The following is a 16,569-nucleotide window of genomic DNA, read 5'->3' on the forward strand; positions in this document are numbered from 1 at the left end:
TGCAGCTTTTTTTATGTCTGTTTAGCGCTAAATAGCTAAGAACTGCAAAGTTTTTCTTTAGTATGGGAATATTTCGTTAAGACTAATGGTAGACTGTTTCAATCAAAAAGCTTTTAATTAGATTGTATCTCTGACACATGACCTTATAGATTAAGGAATCAATGAATACTTTTAAAATAGTGTTTCAAAGACTAATTGTTACTCTAGCTCTGCTGCTTTCCCTTGTTATCGCAGTAACGAATTCTCATGCTGCTAGCTCAAATGACCCGCTGAACTTATTAAACCAAGAAAAAGACAGTGAAGAAGATACTGTGCCAAGCTTTAAAGATATGAGCAATCGTTGGTGGAACCAGTATCAAGAGATAGAAGATCCAAAAAAGTTTGAGAGTGAATTTGCAAAGTTTGTTGATAAGTTAGAAAAAGCAGTTACAGAGGTTGAGGGTGAAGAGCGCAGCGAGTTACTTGAAAGAGTTGCCATAATCCGAAACTTAGCACAAGAATACAAAAAGCTTCGTTATCAAAAGAAAGAAAGCTCGGATATCCCAGGGGAGCTGGTATTAAAAGAGACATACTCCGTGGAAGAGTATTTAGAGATTAACCAGTTAATCCAGCAAGTAGAGTACTTGCTGAGTCAAACTCAAGATGAAACTTCTCGAGTTAGAGAGAGTATAGAGCAAACCTCAGAAACGATTGATGTTTTAAAGGTTTCTTATCTTAACAGCGTTACAGGAAGCATTGAGCAGCTCGGCGTTGTCTTGAATTGGGTTAACAGTCAATTAAGTAAGGTTATTGAAGAAGAACTTCTGAAAAACCACGAAGCCAGAGAAGATAAACTTAATCAAGAATTATTGAGTCTCAGTGAGACGCTTGGATCTGCCAAACAGCGACTTGCCATTGAACCGTACCCAGAGGGTGCGCGTAAAGAGCTAATAGCTGAGAAAGATGAATTGGACGATGACCTCAAGCAGCTAAACCTTAAGCTTAGCCGCGATATTTCGGAAACCAGTATTGGTTTTACTAGTTATGAAATTCTAAAGCTTGATTTAGCATTAACTTTGCTTGCATATAATGAAGTCTTGTTAAAGTTGGAGCGTGCAAACGACCAGGAGAAACTTGCTAAAATCGCAGCTTTAGAGTCTCCTAAAGATGCAGATCTTGATGAGGTTAAATTGGCAATTGCCGATTCGGAAGAAGCGATTCGTTTAGCGGAAGCTGAAATTGTTAAAGCAGAGACCTTAGCAAGAGATACCTTATTATCGTCTGACATTGCATTACGTCAGCAATCCACCAAGGATATAAAGAAACTGCAAAAACTGTCAGATCAAAGGCGCCAAAAAGCTCAGCATATCTTACGGGCGATATCGGATGTTCGGGCAACTATTAGCGATAATCAGTTAATACTAGCAATGCTGACTGATATTGAAGATAAACAACAGACTGGGCTCAATAAGACATGGGATTCAGTAAAAGAGTTTACTGCTGATGCGTGGGATACCACTGTTCAGTTTGCCAATAAGCCACTTTTCAGTATTAATGAACGCCCGATTACCTTACTCCCGTTAATCCAGCTGTGCTTTATTATTCTAGTGGGGTATTTGGTTTCAAAGTTAGTGAGCTTCATTGTTTATCGTTTTGAGAAACGCCATAAAATAAAAAATAGTTCAGGACTGTACTTACTTCACCGTCTAATTCACTACTTAATTATTTTTATAGCAGCGGTGGCTGGTTTTAGTGCTCTGGGGCTAAACTTAAGTAACCTGACCTTGATTGCTGGTGCTTTATCCGTTGGTATTGGTTTTGGTTTACAGAACTTAGTGAGTAACTTTGTTTCTGGCTTAACCATCATGTTTGAAAAAACATTAAAGGTTGGTGATTATATCGAGCTAGAAGACGGTACTACTGGACAAGTTAAAGAAATTAAAACGCGAAGCACACGAATTAACACTAATGACAATATTGATGTGATTATTCCCAACTCTTACATGGTCACCAATATTGTTACCAACTGGACCTTAAAAGAGTCTACTAGACGCGTAAAAATTCCATTTGGTGTTGCTTACGGAACTGACAAAGATATTGTTAAAAAAGCGGCGTTGGAAGCTGCCACTAACGTTCAATACACCCTCCGAAACGTTCCAGGCAAAGAACCTGAAGTTTGGCTTACAGAATTTGGTGATAATAGCATTAACTTCTTGCTACTAGTTTGGGTCGCTCACTTTGGCGTTCGCAGACCGACGCGAATTAAAAGTATTTACATGTGGGAGTTGGATACCGCTCTTAAAAAATACGGTATTGATATTCCTTTTCCACAGCGCGATGTTCACCTTAATATAGTTAAAGATGGCGACAAAGATTCCAGTTCATTGCCGCTACAATCTATTACTGGTGAATCACTACCTACTAAAAATGATAACAGCAAAAGTAAAGACGACTAACAACAATTATAACCACTACAAAAGAGCCATAATATGAGGTCATCATGCGTATAAAAATATTATTCACATTAATTCTAATGCTATTAATGACGTCAGCGTCCAACGGGCAAGAGCTTAAAGCCTTTGTTGGGGGGATGCTGGTCGATGGTACTGGAGGCAAGATTATTCATGACAGCGTAATTTTGGTTAAAGGCGAACGTATTGTAGCCGTCGGCACTGAGAAAGAATTGCCAGTCCCAGAAGATTACCAAGTCATTTCGACAGAAGGGATGACTGTTTTACCGGGCTTGTGGGATATGCATGTGCACCTGATGATCAATGGACATTCCGATTATAAATACTGGGACAAAGCCTACATTAACAAGCTAGGAAGTGAAGTTATGCCTGCTTCTGCAGAGCAATTATTATTAGCTGGAGTTACGAGCGCTAGGGATTTGGGGGCACCATTGAAAGAGTCGCAGCAAATTAAAGAAGCGATTAATGGTGGCCAGTTAAGCGGCCCAAGAATGTTTATGTCTGGCCCATTTTTGCAGCATAAGCCATACCCTGGTACTGAAGCGTTTCGTTGGGGGATTTCTAGCGAACGTGATGCGCGGAATAAAGTTCGTAAGCTTAAAGAAGCGGGTATGGATGTGGTCAAGCTTATTGACCATGATGTTATGCCTTTATCGCATGCTAAAGCCGTTGTTGATGAAGCGCATAAGCTTGGTATGAGGGTAGTCGGGCATTCACATAAGCCCGATGAAATTAGAGTGGGTTTAGAGATAGGTATCGATAACTTCGAGCATACAGGGCTAACAACGGCGCCTGAATACCCTGAGGATATTATGACAATGCTTAAGGAAAGAACGGCGAAAGGCCGCATCAGTGGGGGCCCTCTGTACTGGACGCCTACAGTGGAAGGGTTGTGGAACTACGAATATGTTCGAAAAAACTCTGAAGAGCTTGATAATAAATGCTGGACGAGAGGTTTAAGTAAAGAGACAGTTGAAGATATTAAGCAGTCTATTCAACACCCTGAGCGACTAGGCTATATGCAGCTAACCCCAAAGAGAAAGCCTACACTTAAGAAAAAGTTTAACCAGCTTCGCAACAGTGGAGCTATTTTATTAGTGGGGACAGACAGTGGTATTCCGATGAAATTTCACTGTCAGTCCACGTGGCATGAGCTCCAGGTTTGGGTAGACGAGTTCGACGTTCCCGTGATGGAGGCTATCCAAGCGGCGACCTATTGGCCAGCGAAATTCATGGGGACTGACCAAGACTTAGGAACAGTTGTGCCAGGCAAGTATGCCGATATCATTGCTGTTAAAGGGGATGCCTTGAAGTATATTAACCTATTGCAACACGTAGACTTAGTCGTGAAGGGTGGAACTATTTATAAACAGAATGGTTTGCCAAAGGAAGAAAACTTAACACTGTCTTATCCTGAAATATGAGCTAGACCCTGCGTATTGAGGTATAAATTGGGGCTAACAAGGTGTATCGCATAACAATTTTATCGTTGTATCTAAGTAGGCTGAGTCAACCCTATTGAAACAACTTTGAACTGAAATTTTGAGGAAATAATGACCATTTTTTACTATATAGCTTCGGCAATCATCATTATATTAGCCGTTTATGCAGCTTTTTTGCTTATTCAGTTGAGGCGCCAGAAAAAACTATTGGGGTTGAAACAAAACGATTTTAGCTTAAATCATAGTGAGCAGATCGCTTCAGTTGTCGATAGCATTGTCTCTATTTCTAAAGCCATGCAGCAAGAGCAATGCCCAACGATTGAAGGCTGTATACGCCTAAAAGTTTTAATCGATCAGTTGAGATTGGATGAGGTCAATCGCAAGCCTTTTGAAGTTTTCTACACGGTTTATGATAAAACATCGCATATCCCGACCCATGAAGCATGGGGTAAATTAGAGAAACGTCAAAAAATGGCATATACGCTTGAAATGAATAAGATCGAAGTTGAACACCAGGAAGAGATTAAAAAGGCGGTTGATACAACCGTTGAAAAGTTTTCAAAAGCCAAAGAACCACTGTATACAAATATTGGCTCTTCTTAAATAAGAAATGGCGCACCCGACAGGAGTCGAACCTGTGGCCTTCGCCTCCGGAGGGCGACGCTCTATCCAACTGAGCTACGGGTGCTTTGTTTTAAAATTTTACTAACTACTTGAGCCTCTGCTTGCTTGCGGGCTCTGGGAGCTTCGCTCCAATCCAACTGTACCCTATCTCCTGCGGAGAAGGGGCAGACCCAGCTACGGGTGCTATGTTTTGTAAATCTTGCCTGAAACAAGTTTACTATTGCAACATTTTGTCGAAGCCGCTAAAAGCGCGGTATTTTGACAAGTCTTTCTTTCTTAATCAAGCTAAAAAGCGCAGGGTGCCTTTGCTGTTACAGCCTGCCCAGTCTTGGGATCTTTTATGGTTAATGATTCAGCATGCAGTAACAACCGTGGGGCTTTGCTTTCGGAGCCATCTTTCGAATATAAATTACAACCAAGAATAGGATGTCCAAGCTCTAGGCAATGAAGACGCAGTTGGTGACTTCGCCCTGTTATGGGGGTGAGCTTTAGTCTGGTTTGCTGTTTTTCTAGGTCGCGGCTTAGCACTTGCCATTCGGTTATGGCTTTTTTGCCGTCTTCAAAGTCAATTTTTTGCTTAGGTCTGTTCGGCCAATCTGCAATCATCGGTTTGTCGATAATACCGTTATCGTCTTCAACAATGCCATCAACTACTGCAATGTAATGTTTCTGAGTTTCACGATGTTCGAATTGTCGGCTTATTTCACGATGTGCGGCTTTGCTTAAGGCGACAACCATAACGCCTGAAGTGGCCATATCGAGACGGTGAACCACTGTGGCAGTATTGGACTTTGGATGTTGTTGCAGTCTTGTAATGAGGCAGTCTTTATTTTCTTCGTGGCGGCCTGGAATGGTTAGTAAACCAGCAGGCTTTGCAACAAATAAGAAATTCTTATTAGGCTTGATGATCCGAACTGGCGCCGCGCAAAAAGGGACAATATGGTAGTCTTTGTTGGACATGTTATGCCTTTTTCTGCGATGGCTTTCGCGCAACCATAAAGGCGCGCTTAGGAGCAGGATAGCCTTCGATTGTCAGGCTTTTATCCTGAGGATCGAGGTAATGCTCTAGTGATTGGAAGGTCATCCAGTCTGTCGCGCGTTGCTCTTCTGTGCTGGTAGTGGAGACGTTGGCAACTTGCACGTCGTCTAGGCCACATTTACGCATCCAGTTTTTAAGCATTCCCGTGGTTGGAATAAACCAAACATTGTTCATTTGTGCATAACGATCTTTCGGAATTAAACACTGGTCGTCGTCGCCATCAACAACTAGTGTTTCGAGAACCAGCTCACCACCAGGTTTTAGCAGATTTTTAAGGTGCAATATATGATCGATTGGGGAACGTCTGTGGTATAAAACACCCATAGAAAAAATGGTATCAAAACCTTGTTTATCAAGATTTTGAGGCATGTATTCTAAGCCAATTGGTAAGTAATGTACTGGGTAATCAGATAAGTACTTTTGCATGACCGCAAACTGCATGAGAAACAGTTGCGAAGGGTCAATTCCAAGCACCAGTTTCGGGTTTTGGGCTGCCATGCGCCAGCAGTGGTAGCCATTGCCACAGCCTACGTCTAATACGATTTTGTCATCTAGCGGACTAATATGGTTTTTGATGCGATCCCACTTCCAGTCCGAGCGCCATTCGGTGTCGATATGCTGGCCGAATAAGTGATAGGGGCCTTTTCTCCAAGGATGGAATTGCTTTAACAAATGCTCTAGTTGTTCAAACTCCGTATCCGACAACTGTGAGCGACTACCTATCGAAACCTTATTCGTAATGTCGATTTGATCAGGAGTAATATCAGGTAGTTGCTTTATAAGCTCTATCCACTGGGAAATATTGCCGTGGGTGTAATCCGCCATACGTTTATGAACGGCTTTTTTAAAACCATCAACCCAAGGGTGTAGTCGTGTATTGGCTATGGCATCGTAAGTATCATTAAAACTAAACATAAGTTCTCAAATCTATTTTACGGCTATAAAGGAAGCGAAGTTATAATGTTGAAACCAAGTATCGTATTGGCTAAATCCAGACTTTTGGAAGCGCGTGTAATGTTGCTCGCGCGTGTCAGGAATCAGGACATTTTCTAAAGCAGCACGCTTTTGTGCAATCTCCATGTCGCTGTAACCATTTTGTTTCTTAAAGTCATGGTGAATATCAATTATATGGGCATCCAGTTCATCAGAGCTCATGGTGAGCTTCTCTGAAAGAACAAGTACACCATTGTTATTTAGCCCTTGGTAAATCTTCTGAAGAAGTTGTAAGCGTTGACCGCGAGGCAGAAACTGTAAGGTGAAGTTCAGCACAACCAAACTCGCGTTTTCGAATGTCAGATCATTAATATCAGCTTCCATCACGTCAACAGGCATATCAAAGTTATAGCCAGACTGTATCAGCCGACAGCGTTCGATCATGGCGCTCGAGTTATCGACGGCAATTACCTTACAGCTGGAGTCGTTCACTGACTGGCGAATGGCTAGTGTTGCGGCTCCTAAAGAACAACCGAGGTCATAAATATTGGTATTTGGTAGAACATACTTTTTGGCAATTTGACCGATGCCATCAATAATAGCCGTGTAACCGGGCACCGAGCGTTTTATCATGTCAGGAAAGACTTCGACGACCTTGTGATCGAAGCTAAAAGAACTTACTTCTTCAAGCGGCGTTGCATAGATATTGTCTGATTTGCTCATATTAGTCAGCTAGTTGCTTAGTTGCTCTACACCAAAAGCGTAATTCTACTATAATAAGAACAGGTTACCATGATTTATTCGAAAGTAAGGCGCACTATGGATTCAATTGAAGCCGTGAGAAAGAAGATTGACCAATTGGATGAGCAGATCGTTCAGTTAATCGAACAAAGAGCTGAATTAGTTAACTCTTTAATAAAGCTAAAGCAGGAGCAGGGCGTAGCCGTTCGGGTTCCTGAGAGGGAAAGAGAGGTTGTGGCTCAGTTACACCAACGTCATGGCGACCATTTTACACTAGAAGAGTTACAGTCGATTTATCAGCCAATATTTGACGCCTGTGTGAGAATCCAGCTAACTGATTGATATTTTAGAGAATATATAAAAAAGCCCCCTAAGATAGGGGGCTAAAAATTGCGTCTCAAAATGAGAAGGAGATATTTTGAGATGCGAGCATACGGTTAGGGGGTAGTTAACCGTTATGCTCATGCGTACTTTAAATCAGCCGAAATTTTTATGCTAGACGCCAATTGTAACGGTTTGTAACAATCGTGACGTACATTTACCAAATCGATGGATTATCCCAACTAGACCTAGGTCACATTTTTTACTATCCTAACTTAAATTTTTAACTCAGAGTAATTGTATGAAAAATATACTGTTTTTCATGGGTTTGGCTTTGTTTGCATCCGTTGGGACTGGCACCAGTCATGCGGCTAAAAACAAAGGCTTATCCCTTGAAGATATCGCAAAGATAGAATCCGTAACTTCGGCCCAAGTTTCACCAGACGGTAAGTGGATCGCTTATACACAAAGTAAAAAGCGTAAACCTTATATTGATGATGACGGTCCTGCTTGGTCAGAGTTGTATGTAAAGCCTGTTGGCAAAGAAGCTAAGCCTTTTATCGTAGGCGAAGTGAATATTGGTTCGGTTCGTTGGTCGAGTGATAGTAGCCATATTTATTACATCGCCATGCGCAATGCGGATACTTTTGCTGGTGTTTACAGTATTCCAGTTGACGGTGGTGAGTCGCAGAAGGTCGTTAGTATCAAGAGCAACATCATGAGCTATACCTTGAATAAAGACAGCGACAAACTGGTCTTTATTGCTCGTGACGCAGCTCCAGAACACACTGAAAAACTTGTCCAAAAAGGTTTTCAAGCAAAAGTTTACGAAGAAGATGTTGCTGATGTTAAAGCTTGGTTAGTCAACCTTAACGACAAAGAAGCAGAGCCAAAGAAGCTTGATATCGATGGTGCTGTTATCAGCGCAAAGTTTAGCCCAGTCAATGATCAGCTTTTAGTTCAAACGTCACCATCACCGCGTATCGATGATGTTTACATGAAGAAGACCCTTCAAGTTGTTGATCTAAAAGGTAATGTGGTTGCCAAATTCAAAACTGAAGGTAAACAAGGCAAAGCCATCTGGTCAACGGACGGTCAGCACGTTGCATTCCTTGGCGCTAATGACTACAACGACCCAACAGCAGGTGCTTTATACGTCGCGAACGTAAAAGATAAGACTGTCTCTAAGCGTGTGAGTAATGATGAAAGCCACGTGATGGATCTCGCTTGGCACAATGACGATATTATTTATATCGAACACAAAGGCCTAGAAAGTCGCGTGGTTAAAGCTGCTTTCATGCGCCGCATTGCATCAATGCCGTTAGTAGATTATGGCAATGGTATTCAGCGCAGCTTGTCGGTGGCCAACAATGGCGCTGTGTATGTTTTAGCCGATACAGCGAAGCATCCGCGTGAATTGTTCGCGATTACAGCGGCTGGTATGCAGCGTTTAACAAACACCAATCCTTGGTTAGACGATGTTCAGTTAGCTAAGCAAGAAGGTTTTGAGTATGAAGCGCGCGATGGCTTAAAAATTCAAGGCGTTCTCGTTTACCCACTGAATTATAAGAATGGTAAGCGTTATCCAATGATTGCCTTCATTCACGGTGGCCCTGAAGCGCACCGCTCAAACGGTTGGAACACGCGCTATGCCGATCCAATTCAAGCTGTAGCGGCTAAAGGTTATTTCGCCTTTATCCCTAACTATCGTGGTAGCACCGGTCGCGGCGACGAGTTTGCTCGTTTAGATCAGCACGCTTACGCTGACCCAGAGTTTACCGACATTTTAGACGGTAAGTTTGCCTTAGTTGAAAAAGGCATGGTTGATGGCGATAAAGTCGGTATCACGGGTGGTTCATACGGCGGTTACGCAACGGCATGGTCTGCGACTAAGCTTTCAGAGCATTATGCAGCAGGCGTCATGTTTGTCGGAATCTCTAACCAGCTGTCTAAGTTCGGTACCACAGACATTCCTAACGAAATGCACGCTGTTCACGCTCGCGCGTGGCCTTGGGACGATTATCAGTGGATGTTGGAAACAAGCCCGATTTATCACGTGAAAAACGCTAAAACACCATTGTTGATTATGCACGGTGACTCGGATACGCGTGTTCATCCGTCACAATCAATGGAGCTTTACCGTTATATTAAAACATTAGGTCAGGCACCTGTTCGCTTAGTTTTATACCCAGGCGAAGGTCATGGTAACCGTAAAGCGGCAGCGCAATACGATTATTCATTGCGACTTGTTCGCTGGATGGATCACTACCTTAAAGGTGATGGTGGTGAACCGCCTTCTTATGACTTAAAGCACGAGAAGAAGTTAGAGGCAGAGCAGTCTGAGAAAGCGACTGATAAATAAGACATGACTTTTATGTGGCTAATTATCCTTATTAGCCACTTGTCTTTATGTTTTCAATAAACTCCGCAATAGTGTCGTTATGATAGTATTGTGGAGTTTTTTTATTGGGCAAATCAAACATGAGCATAGAACTATGGCAATTAAGGATTTAAAAGCCTTACTGGTGAACTTGCAGCCAATTTTGGATGAGCATGACTATGTTTTTTGCACGGCGGTTGCTGTTCCAGATGGCCTTAACCCGCTAGCAACATTTAGAGAAGGCGAAGGCATCAGTTTAATTTGTCAGAAAGAAGAGGCTGAAGCATCGGGGTTGGCATACGAAGGCATTTTCAGAAAGATAACGCTATCGGTGTACTCGAGCCTGGAAGCGGTCGGGTTAATAGCCGCTGTTTCTACAGCTTTAACCAAAGCTAATATTAGCGCTAACGTCGTCGCGGCCTACCATCATGACCATGTGTTTGTACCTGCCGATAAAGCAGCAGAAGCAATGGGTGTTCTTAAAGGGCTGGGTAATAAATCAGCTTAATGCTGATTATAAAGACGTCGATATTCAGAATGATAACCGCTGTCTATTGAGTGGACTTATTTAGACGGCCTTCTTATGTCGATAGAAGTTGCCGCTGGTTAAGAAGTTTAAAATATATTGCTTAACCTTTCTTTTGTTCATAATAAATGTATGGCCATGGTTCACAGTGATCATATCTTTCATCTCAGGCAATTTCGTATTTTCTACAGAAACCTTGCCATCGTGCTCAGATTTAAAAACGTGATTAAACCAAGGATCTGATGAACTTGTTCCCGCAATAATACCAACTTCAGTAGAGATTGGTTTCAGCTTTTCCAATAGTTCATTGTCCGTTTTATGCAGTTGCTGTCCCGGCACTCCCGTTGTCCACTTGTACCAAAAGTGTGCTCTGTATTTTTCGGCTACGTCAGATCCCTGGTTGGGTGGCGCTAGCATCACAATCCTACCGAGCTTTCTAATGCTGTGTTTTGAGAGGTAGTAGCGAACCAAAATACCGCCAAGGCTATGAGTGACGAAGTGAATCTTGGAAATTGAATGAGGGATATTAGCAAGCGCAGAATTAATGTAATGAATCGAAGAGCGTTCGACCTGAGAAACGGTGGATGGATAACTTTGATTATAGGTGAGGTAGCCTTTAGTCTTGAGATAACGCTCAAGACTTTTCATCGAGCGACTACTTCGCCCCATGCCATGAATCAGTATAACCGCCTCTTTTTCCAATAGTTTCAGTCCCTTATCAATGCATCTGGTCAGACGTCAGTGTATCAGCTTGGTTTTATTCGTCAAAGCGATAACAAATTGACTTAAATGTTAATAATATTAATTACAGGTATCTAATATGACTAAAATATTCGTATTTATGTTATTATCGGTGAATATCGTTCAGCTATTAGGTATTTAAATGCTAAAATCGTCACCAGATAAGCTAGATGCTATGGATAAAAAAATTCTTAACTTGCTGCAGCAAGAGGGCCGTTTAAGTAACTCCGAGTTAGCTAAGCGGGTTAATCTTTCGCCACCGGCGAGCCATGCGCGAGTTAAGAGGTTAGAGCAAGAAGGGTTCATTAGGCAATATGCCGCCTTAGTTGATCGCGAGCGTTTAGGCTTCGACAACCTCTGTTTTGTTGAGTTTAGCTTACAACTGCACAGCTCTGAACAAATCCAAGCCATCTTAGCCACCGTAAAATCTTGGCCTGAGGTACTCGAGTGTCACAACGTAACGGGTGAGTATGACTATCTGTTAAAAGTTGCGGTCGAAAACACTAGGGCTTTAGAAAGTTTTGTTTCGCAGAAGATGATTCCGTTAGAAGGGATCGCTAGAGTTCACACTAGCTTGGTTTTAAAGGAAGTCAAAAATACCAGCGCCATCATCCTCGCGGAATAGCTTTATAAATTACTCTAAGAGGTTTATGAGTCTATGAAGTCGTCGAATAAACAGTTGAAGCATTTAGAAACTCGCGCAATCCACTCTGGTCGTGTGGGCGATCCAAGTTTTGGTTCTTTAGCTACGCCTATCCACCAAACATCAACTTTTATATTTGATAATGTCGAGCAGGGTGCAAACCGTTTTGCTGGTGAAGAGCAGGGGTATATCTATAGCCGTTTAGGGAATCCTACGGTAAGAGAGCTTGAGCAAAAAATGGCAGCGCTCGAAAATACCGAGGACGCGGCAGCATTCGGCTCTGGCATGGGTGCGGTTTCAGCGACTTTGTTGGCGAATTTAAAGCAGGGAGACCACCTTGTCGCTTCTTCAGCGCTATATGGCTGTAGCTTCGCGCTAATTAATCACAAGTTCCCAGACTTTGGTATTGAGGTAACTTTTGTTGATATCACCGATGAGCAGGAAGTTGAAAAAGCGATTCAAGAAAACACGAAACTGATTTATTTCGAAACACCGATCAACCCAAATTTAGTTTGTGTTGATATGGCAAAGATAAGCGCTATCGCTAAGCGTCATAACCTACTTACGATTATGGACAATACCTTTATGTCACCTGTATTACAGCAGCCTAGCGACTTTGATATGGACTTGATTATTCATAGTGCGACTAAGTATTTAAACGGTCATGGTGATGTCATTGGCGGTATCGTTTGTGGAAGCGAAGAGCAGATTGGCCATATAAAAATGACGACTCAAAAAGACATGGGGGCGACTATGAGCCCTAACGACGCTTGGTTGATTACTCGTGGCTTAAAAACTTTGTCTGTGCGCGTAGAGCGTCATTGCGATAACGCGGAAAAGGTTGCCGACTATTTGGCGACTCACTCGGATATCGAGCAAGTCTATTACCCAGGTCTAAAAGACCACCCAGCACATTACTTGATTGGTACGCAGATGAAGCGTGCCGGTGGCGTTATTGCTTTTGAGGTTAAAGGTGGGTTTGATGACGCTGTGCGTTTCATGAATCAATTAGATCTATGCCACATTGCAGTGAGTTTGGGCGACGCAGAAACCTTAATTCAGCACCCAGCTTCTATGACGCACTCGACGTATACGCCAGAAGAAAGGGCAGAAGCTGGTATTAGTGAGACTTTAATCAGAATCTCTGTAGGTCTTGAGCATCATGACGACATCATTGCAGATCTTGAACAGGCGCTTAAAAGAATGAAGATTAAAGTTGCTTAGTGATTTTAAATTTTAAAAGCATTGATCCTTTGGCAACAAATATTGAATTATAAAAAATATTGAGTAATAAAAAAGCCCAGCATCAGCTGGGCTTTTTTGTACGTTTTATCTAGCGTTACAAGCTTATTTTGCTTGGAAACTGCTGTCGATAACTACACCTTCTTTTGTGATGTCGAAGCTGCTTTTTATAACGCCATCAACATTTTTCATCTCAGAAAAAACTTCTTTTTGCTGTTCAATCATTTCTTTTTCGCTGCCGTAAGCGTTATCAGCAGCTGAAGCCATCATTTGCTCAAGTAGACCCATGTACTTTTTAAAGTCCATAGAGAATGACATGATGCCGTTTTTCTCTAGACTACCGTTGCTTTCGACGTTGTCGATTAAGCCATCAGTATTACCCATTAGTAACACTAGGTCGTTACCGCGTAGAGCAACTTTAGCGTCTGCACCCATACCAGCTTGAATTGATTGTGGCTCGCCACCGTCTTCAAGTTGTAATTGAGCTAGCTCTGGAGCATACATACCCATAGACTGAAGTAGGTTCTTTGGCTTTGCAGCTGTAACCGTAATTAACATTTGGCTATCTTGCATAAACGCCATTGGGTTACGCTCCATGTTAGCCAAAGCGTCTTCTTTCATGTCTACAATGCTGAAACCAACACCTTTGATACCAGCAAACATACCAGACATCATGCCAAGCATCATTGGGTTAGACTGACGTAAGCCCGCTTGCATTTCTGCTAGTGGAGGACACGTGAAGTCTTCTTTCGTTAAGCTTTCCCAAACGGTTGTGATTGTTGGAACAAGCTGATCCATATCAAGACCAAGACCAAAGCTCATAACATAGTCATCTTTAGCAACGTTGTCAGAAATATGACCACGCATTTGGCCTAATGTGTCTAAAAGGTCACCGTTAGCGCCTTTAAGAACCATTTTGTAGCTAGCGTTGTTGCTGTCAAACTTAGTATAGCCAGCAGAAAGGATAGGCCAGTTACCAGTCAAAGCTGTAAATTCTGCGTTACAAGCTGGAGTCTGGATGTCCTGCATATCGTTACCAGCGCCATAAGCTACTTGAAGGTCTTGTAAGCTTTTACCAAAAGCATTTGCGCTTGGGTTAGTTAGACCGTCAACAATCGCAAGGTTGTCCATCATAAAGATCGAGTAACCTAAGTAACCATTGTCAGAAGCTAGTTCATTCAAAGCACCACCTTCTAGGATATTCGTAGCAGGCTTCTCGCTAAGAGTCACTTGTAAGTCTTTAGCATCTTCAAGCGCAGTGTTAACTGTCATGATTGCTTGGTTGTCGTTAATAGCGATAACCATAGTTGGAACTTGCTCGTCATGGTTGTCTAAGCGGTACTCGCGGTACTCAACACCATTAACAGTGTTCACTTTAGCGTTTACAGAGTATTCTTTTTCAAGTGACGAGATAACCTTAGCAAAAGTGTCAGAACCGTCTAATTCCATACGCGCAACAGGAAGTACACCTACAGTGTAGATCGCCATGTTGACTTCGTTGCGTAAGCCAAGTTCTTTGACAGATTTGTTTTTAACTGCGGTTAGGTATTTATCATATAAACCAATCAAGATACGACCTGCGTCTGGAGCATCGCCAAGGTCTGATTTAATTTCGTTAATACCTGAGCCCATCAATGCAGAGGTGTCGAAGCCCATTTTGCTGCTCATTTCTAATGTTTTAGCAAAATCTAGTGGCTCTACGCTTCCTGCAAAGAACACGGTGTCAGCTGGTACATATTCCAATACGGCATTTTCGCTAGGTAAAGAATTGCCACCCAATAGATCGACTTTTCCTCCCTTAAAGATATATACCCCTGCTGCAATAGCAACAGCTATTACAATAATTATTAGTAGTTTTTTCATGCTAATCCTTCTGTGTAGTAGTTGTGTTGGTGGCCTGTTAATGCTTTGCGATTCGTTTTACTGGTATCTAATGCGTCTTGCCACCAAAAGTAAATGGCAAAGCCCAGCAGACCAGTGCAAATTATATGCTATGGAAGGTAATTGACCAATGAATTTTATGTGTCTATCACTTAGAATGGGTAATAAAATGTTTCAAAGGTAACAGAATATGAGCAATTCAGAAGTCACTAAGACACAAATAGTAGAAAAAGCGAACGATTTACTCTTACTTATTGAAAAGCAAAAGGAATTATCTAAAGAGGAAACATTAACTTTAGCTAAGCTAGAGCTCATCATTGAGTCTCGGCTCTTCAAGCAAGATGCTGAAGAAAACCCTGAAGAGTATTTGATCGAGCGTTTTCAGGAGCGTTTATATAACTTTGAACGCGAATACCCCTCTCTAAGCAGTTTTATCCGTAGGATTTCAAATAGTTTAAGTAATATCGGTATCTGATTGATTTTACAATAAATATCATGGCTCGCATTGCTTAAAATAAAGCGAGCCATTTACAATTTGTTACCCTAAACCGCCTTTTTACACATTAATTCGCTAAACCTTTTCCCCACATTGCCTCATCTTAAATAGTGTACTAACCACTTTATTGATGAGGAACCCAGCATGAAACACCTATTAACGACCAGCCTTTTCGGCATTATGTTAACTCTTGGCAGTGCTAGCGGCATGGCACACTCTAATGATTTAGTTTGTGATGCAGACTTTGCTTATAACATTGATGTTAAAAATAACGAGCTAAGCTTTTCCACTCAGGGACAACAGAAGGTTTTAATCTTGGGGAAAGAGGCAACTCCTGTACAAGAACTGTATCTTGATGGTAATAAACAAGCCCTTAACGCCGAGCAGCAAACTTTGTTAAAAGAGTACAACCAACAAATTCGACAACTCTTACCTCAGGCTGCTGCAGTAGCCAACGAGGCAAGCGCGATTGCAGTGGATGCTGTGGCTAGCGTGACCTCTGCTTTGCTACATGACAATCCTGATAAAGCCGAAGAGTTCAGGGCTAAAGTCGAAAAGCTTTCAGCTGGCCTAAGACAACACATTAGCCAGAACCACCTTCGCCCTGAGGGTATCGTGGAATATATTGAAAGCTCAAACTTCGAAGCTGAGTTCGAAGCACTAGTCAAAAGTGCCGTGGCTGACTTTATGGAAAACAATGTAGGCGAAATTATTGCAGCAGCTTTAGGTGGTAACGAAGACAAAGTTAAAGCTTTTGAGCAACGCATGGAGAAATTTGGCGAAGAAATGGAGCAGCAGTTTGAAGCTCGTGGAGAAGCGCTCGAAAAGCAAGCTGAGAATCTGTGTCATTTGGTCAAAAATATCGATCTCAAAGAAAGCGAGCTAGTCAAAGCTTTTGCTAAGTTTGACGATTACCAGTTAATCACCGATTAACTGGTTAAGGTGGCTTATTATAGAGCGAGATAGCCACAGTCGCTAATGCTCCTTCGCGATGACGAGTTTTGTTAATACTTCGTCTTTGCGAGGTCACGAAGTGGCCGCGGCAATCTCCTAAACACACTTACGAGTATGGCATTCGCTACTGAATTGCTTTGCGATTACGAAGTAGGG

15 protein-coding genes and 1 tRNA gene are annotated in these 16,569 nt (G+C 42.1%); 10 read left to right on the plus strand and 6 right to left on the minus strand.

Annotation, left to right across the window (positions count from 1 at the left end):
• Nucleotides 1-161: 161 nt before the first annotated feature.
• The 3 genes from ABD128_RS09330 to ABD128_RS09340 all read left to right on the plus strand — a co-directional run bounded on the left by ABD128_RS09330 (nucleotide 162) and on the right by ABD128_RS09340 (nucleotide 4,495).
• Complete coding sequence (locus ABD128_RS09330) at nucleotides 162-2,435, plus strand: mechanosensitive ion channel domain-containing protein (protein ID WP_343989507.1); 2,274 nt, start codon at nucleotides 162-164, stop codon at nucleotides 2,433-2,435.
• Nucleotides 2,436-2,479: 44 nt separating this feature from the next.
• The gene (locus ABD128_RS09335; RefSeq protein ID WP_343989509.1) at nucleotides 2,480-3,874 is read left to right on the plus strand and encodes an amidohydrolase family protein; all 1,395 of its coding nucleotides are present in this window, start codon (nucleotides 2,480-2,482) and stop codon (nucleotides 3,872-3,874) included.
• 129 nt (nucleotides 3,875-4,003) lie between these two features.
• Nucleotides 4,004-4,495, plus strand: coding sequence for a DUF2489 domain-containing protein (locus tag ABD128_RS09340; RefSeq protein WP_343989511.1), 492 nt, complete (start codon nucleotides 4,004-4,006; stop codon nucleotides 4,493-4,495).
• Between the two features lie 8 nt (nucleotides 4,496-4,503).
• On the opposite strand, the gene ABD128_RS09345 is transcribed toward ABD128_RS09340, so the two are convergent.
• The 4 genes from ABD128_RS09345 to cmoA all read right to left on the minus strand — a co-directional run bounded on the left by ABD128_RS09345 (nucleotide 4,504) and on the right by cmoA (nucleotide 7,211).
• Nucleotides 4,504-4,580, minus strand: a tRNA-Arg gene (locus ABD128_RS09345).
• A 221-nt stretch (nucleotides 4,581-4,801) separates the two neighbouring features.
• Nucleotides 4,802-5,476 (minus strand): pseudouridine synthase, encoded by a 675-nt coding sequence (locus ABD128_RS09350; RefSeq protein ID WP_343989513.1) that lies wholly within the window; start codon nucleotides 5,474-5,476, stop codon nucleotides 4,802-4,804.
• Between the two features lies 1 nt (nucleotide 5,477).
• Entirely contained in the window at nucleotides 5,478-6,470 is a 993-nt protein-coding gene (gene cmoB, locus ABD128_RS09355; RefSeq protein WP_343989515.1) for a tRNA 5-methoxyuridine(34)/uridine 5-oxyacetic acid(34) synthase CmoB, read from the minus strand.
• Between the two features lie 12 nt (nucleotides 6,471-6,482).
• Nucleotides 6,483-7,211: a carboxy-S-adenosyl-L-methionine synthase CmoA gene (gene cmoA / locus ABD128_RS09360; RefSeq protein ID WP_343989517.1), complete on the minus strand. Its 729-nt coding sequence runs from the start codon at nucleotides 7,209-7,211 to the stop codon at nucleotides 6,483-6,485.
• A gap of 96 nt (nucleotides 7,212-7,307) precedes the next feature.
• On the opposite strand from cmoA, the gene ABD128_RS09365 reads away from it, so the two are divergent.
• From ABD128_RS09365 to ABD128_RS09375, 3 genes are all read left to right on the plus strand, one after another.
• Nucleotides 7,308-7,571: a chorismate mutase gene (locus ABD128_RS09365; RefSeq protein ID WP_343989519.1), complete on the plus strand. Its 264-nt coding sequence runs from the start codon at nucleotides 7,308-7,310 to the stop codon at nucleotides 7,569-7,571.
• Between the two features lie 280 nt (nucleotides 7,572-7,851).
• Nucleotides 7,852-9,912 (plus strand): S9 family peptidase, encoded by a 2,061-nt coding sequence (locus tag ABD128_RS09370; RefSeq protein WP_343989521.1) that lies wholly within the window; start codon nucleotides 7,852-7,854, stop codon nucleotides 9,910-9,912.
• Nucleotides 9,913-10,045: 133 nt separating this feature from the next.
• Nucleotides 10,046-10,438, plus strand: a complete 393-nt coding sequence (locus tag ABD128_RS09375; protein WP_343989523.1) for an ACT domain-containing protein — start codon at nucleotides 10,046-10,048, stop codon at nucleotides 10,436-10,438.
• 60 nt (nucleotides 10,439-10,498) lie between these two features.
• Here the strand turns inward: ABD128_RS09375 and ABD128_RS09380 are convergent, their stop codons facing one another.
• The gene (locus ABD128_RS09380) at nucleotides 10,499-11,158 is read right to left on the minus strand and encodes an esterase/lipase family protein (protein WP_343989525.1); all 660 of its coding nucleotides are present in this window, start codon (nucleotides 11,156-11,158) and stop codon (nucleotides 10,499-10,501) included.
• Between the two features lie 181 nt (nucleotides 11,159-11,339).
• Between ABD128_RS09380 and ABD128_RS09385 the strand changes: the two genes are divergently transcribed.
• Together ABD128_RS09385 and megL are read left to right on the plus strand one after the other, a co-directional pair.
• Complete coding sequence (locus ABD128_RS09385) at nucleotides 11,340-11,822, plus strand: Lrp/AsnC family transcriptional regulator (RefSeq protein ID WP_110201765.1); 483 nt, start codon at nucleotides 11,340-11,342, stop codon at nucleotides 11,820-11,822.
• A gap of 33 nt (nucleotides 11,823-11,855) precedes the next feature.
• Nucleotides 11,856-13,064, plus strand: a complete 1,209-nt coding sequence (megL, locus tag ABD128_RS09390) for a methionine gamma-lyase (protein ID WP_343989528.1) — start codon at nucleotides 11,856-11,858, stop codon at nucleotides 13,062-13,064.
• 123 nt (nucleotides 13,065-13,187) lie between these two features.
• Here megL and ABD128_RS09395 read toward each other — a convergent pair whose 3' ends face one another.
• Nucleotides 13,188-14,945: a hypothetical protein gene (locus ABD128_RS09395; protein ID WP_343989530.1), complete on the minus strand. Its 1,758-nt coding sequence runs from the start codon at nucleotides 14,943-14,945 to the stop codon at nucleotides 13,188-13,190.
• 208 nt (nucleotides 14,946-15,153) lie between these two features.
• Between ABD128_RS09395 and ABD128_RS09400 the strand changes: the two genes are divergently transcribed.
• Both ABD128_RS09400 and ABD128_RS09405 read left to right on the plus strand, forming a co-directional pair.
• Nucleotides 15,154-15,438 (plus strand): DUF4404 family protein, encoded by a 285-nt coding sequence (locus ABD128_RS09400; protein ID WP_343989532.1) that lies wholly within the window; start codon nucleotides 15,154-15,156, stop codon nucleotides 15,436-15,438.
• A gap of 165 nt (nucleotides 15,439-15,603) precedes the next feature.
• On the plus strand, nucleotides 15,604-16,392 hold the full coding sequence (locus ABD128_RS09405; protein WP_343989534.1) for a DUF2884 family protein: 789 nt from the start codon (nucleotides 15,604-15,606) through the stop codon (nucleotides 16,390-16,392).
• The last annotated feature ends 177 nt before the right edge of the window (nucleotides 16,393-16,569 follow it).

The organism is Kangiella japonica (genome assembly GCF_039523535.1).
Classification (GTDB): domain Bacteria; phylum Pseudomonadota; class Gammaproteobacteria; order Enterobacterales; family Kangiellaceae; genus Kangiella; species Kangiella japonica.

Excerpts from the sequence above, each read along its gene's own strand:
- ABD128_RS09340 (WP_343989511.1), top strand. The coding sequence starts at position 4,004 with ATGACCATTTTTTACTATATAGCTTCGGCAATCATCATTATATTAGCC.
- cmoB (WP_343989515.1), bottom strand. The coding sequence starts at position 6,470 with ATGTTTAGTTTTAATGATACTTACGATGCCATAGCCAATACACGACTA.
- ABD128_RS09375 (WP_343989523.1), top strand. The coding sequence starts at position 10,046 with ATGGCAATTAAGGATTTAAAAGCCTTACTGGTGAACTTGCAGCCAATT.
- ABD128_RS09395 (WP_343989530.1), bottom strand. The coding sequence starts at position 14,945 with ATGAAAAAACTACTAATAATTATTGTAATAGCTGTTGCTATTGCAGCA.
- ABD128_RS09335 (WP_343989509.1), top strand. The coding sequence starts at position 2,480 with ATGCGTATAAAAATATTATTCACATTAATTCTAATGCTATTAATGACG.
- ABD128_RS09405 (WP_343989534.1), top strand. The coding sequence starts at position 15,604 with ATGAAACACCTATTAACGACCAGCCTTTTCGGCATTATGTTAACTCTT.
- ABD128_RS09365 (WP_343989519.1), top strand. The coding sequence starts at position 7,308 with ATGGATTCAATTGAAGCCGTGAGAAAGAAGATTGACCAATTGGATGAG.
- cmoA (WP_343989517.1), bottom strand. The coding sequence starts at position 7,211 with ATGAGCAAATCAGACAATATCTATGCAACGCCGCTTGAAGAAGTAAGT.
- ABD128_RS09350 (WP_343989513.1), bottom strand. The coding sequence starts at position 5,476 with ATGTCCAACAAAGACTACCATATTGTCCCTTTTTGCGCGGCGCCAGTT.
- megL (WP_343989528.1), top strand. The coding sequence starts at position 11,856 with ATGAAGTCGTCGAATAAACAGTTGAAGCATTTAGAAACTCGCGCAATC.
- ABD128_RS09385 (WP_110201765.1), top strand. The coding sequence starts at position 11,340 with ATGCTAAAATCGTCACCAGATAAGCTAGATGCTATGGATAAAAAAATT.
- ABD128_RS09330 (WP_343989507.1), top strand. The coding sequence starts at position 162 with ATGAATACTTTTAAAATAGTGTTTCAAAGACTAATTGTTACTCTAGCT.
- ABD128_RS09400 (WP_343989532.1), top strand. The coding sequence starts at position 15,154 with ATGAGCAATTCAGAAGTCACTAAGACACAAATAGTAGAAAAAGCGAAC.
- ABD128_RS09370 (WP_343989521.1), top strand. The coding sequence starts at position 7,852 with ATGAAAAATATACTGTTTTTCATGGGTTTGGCTTTGTTTGCATCCGTT.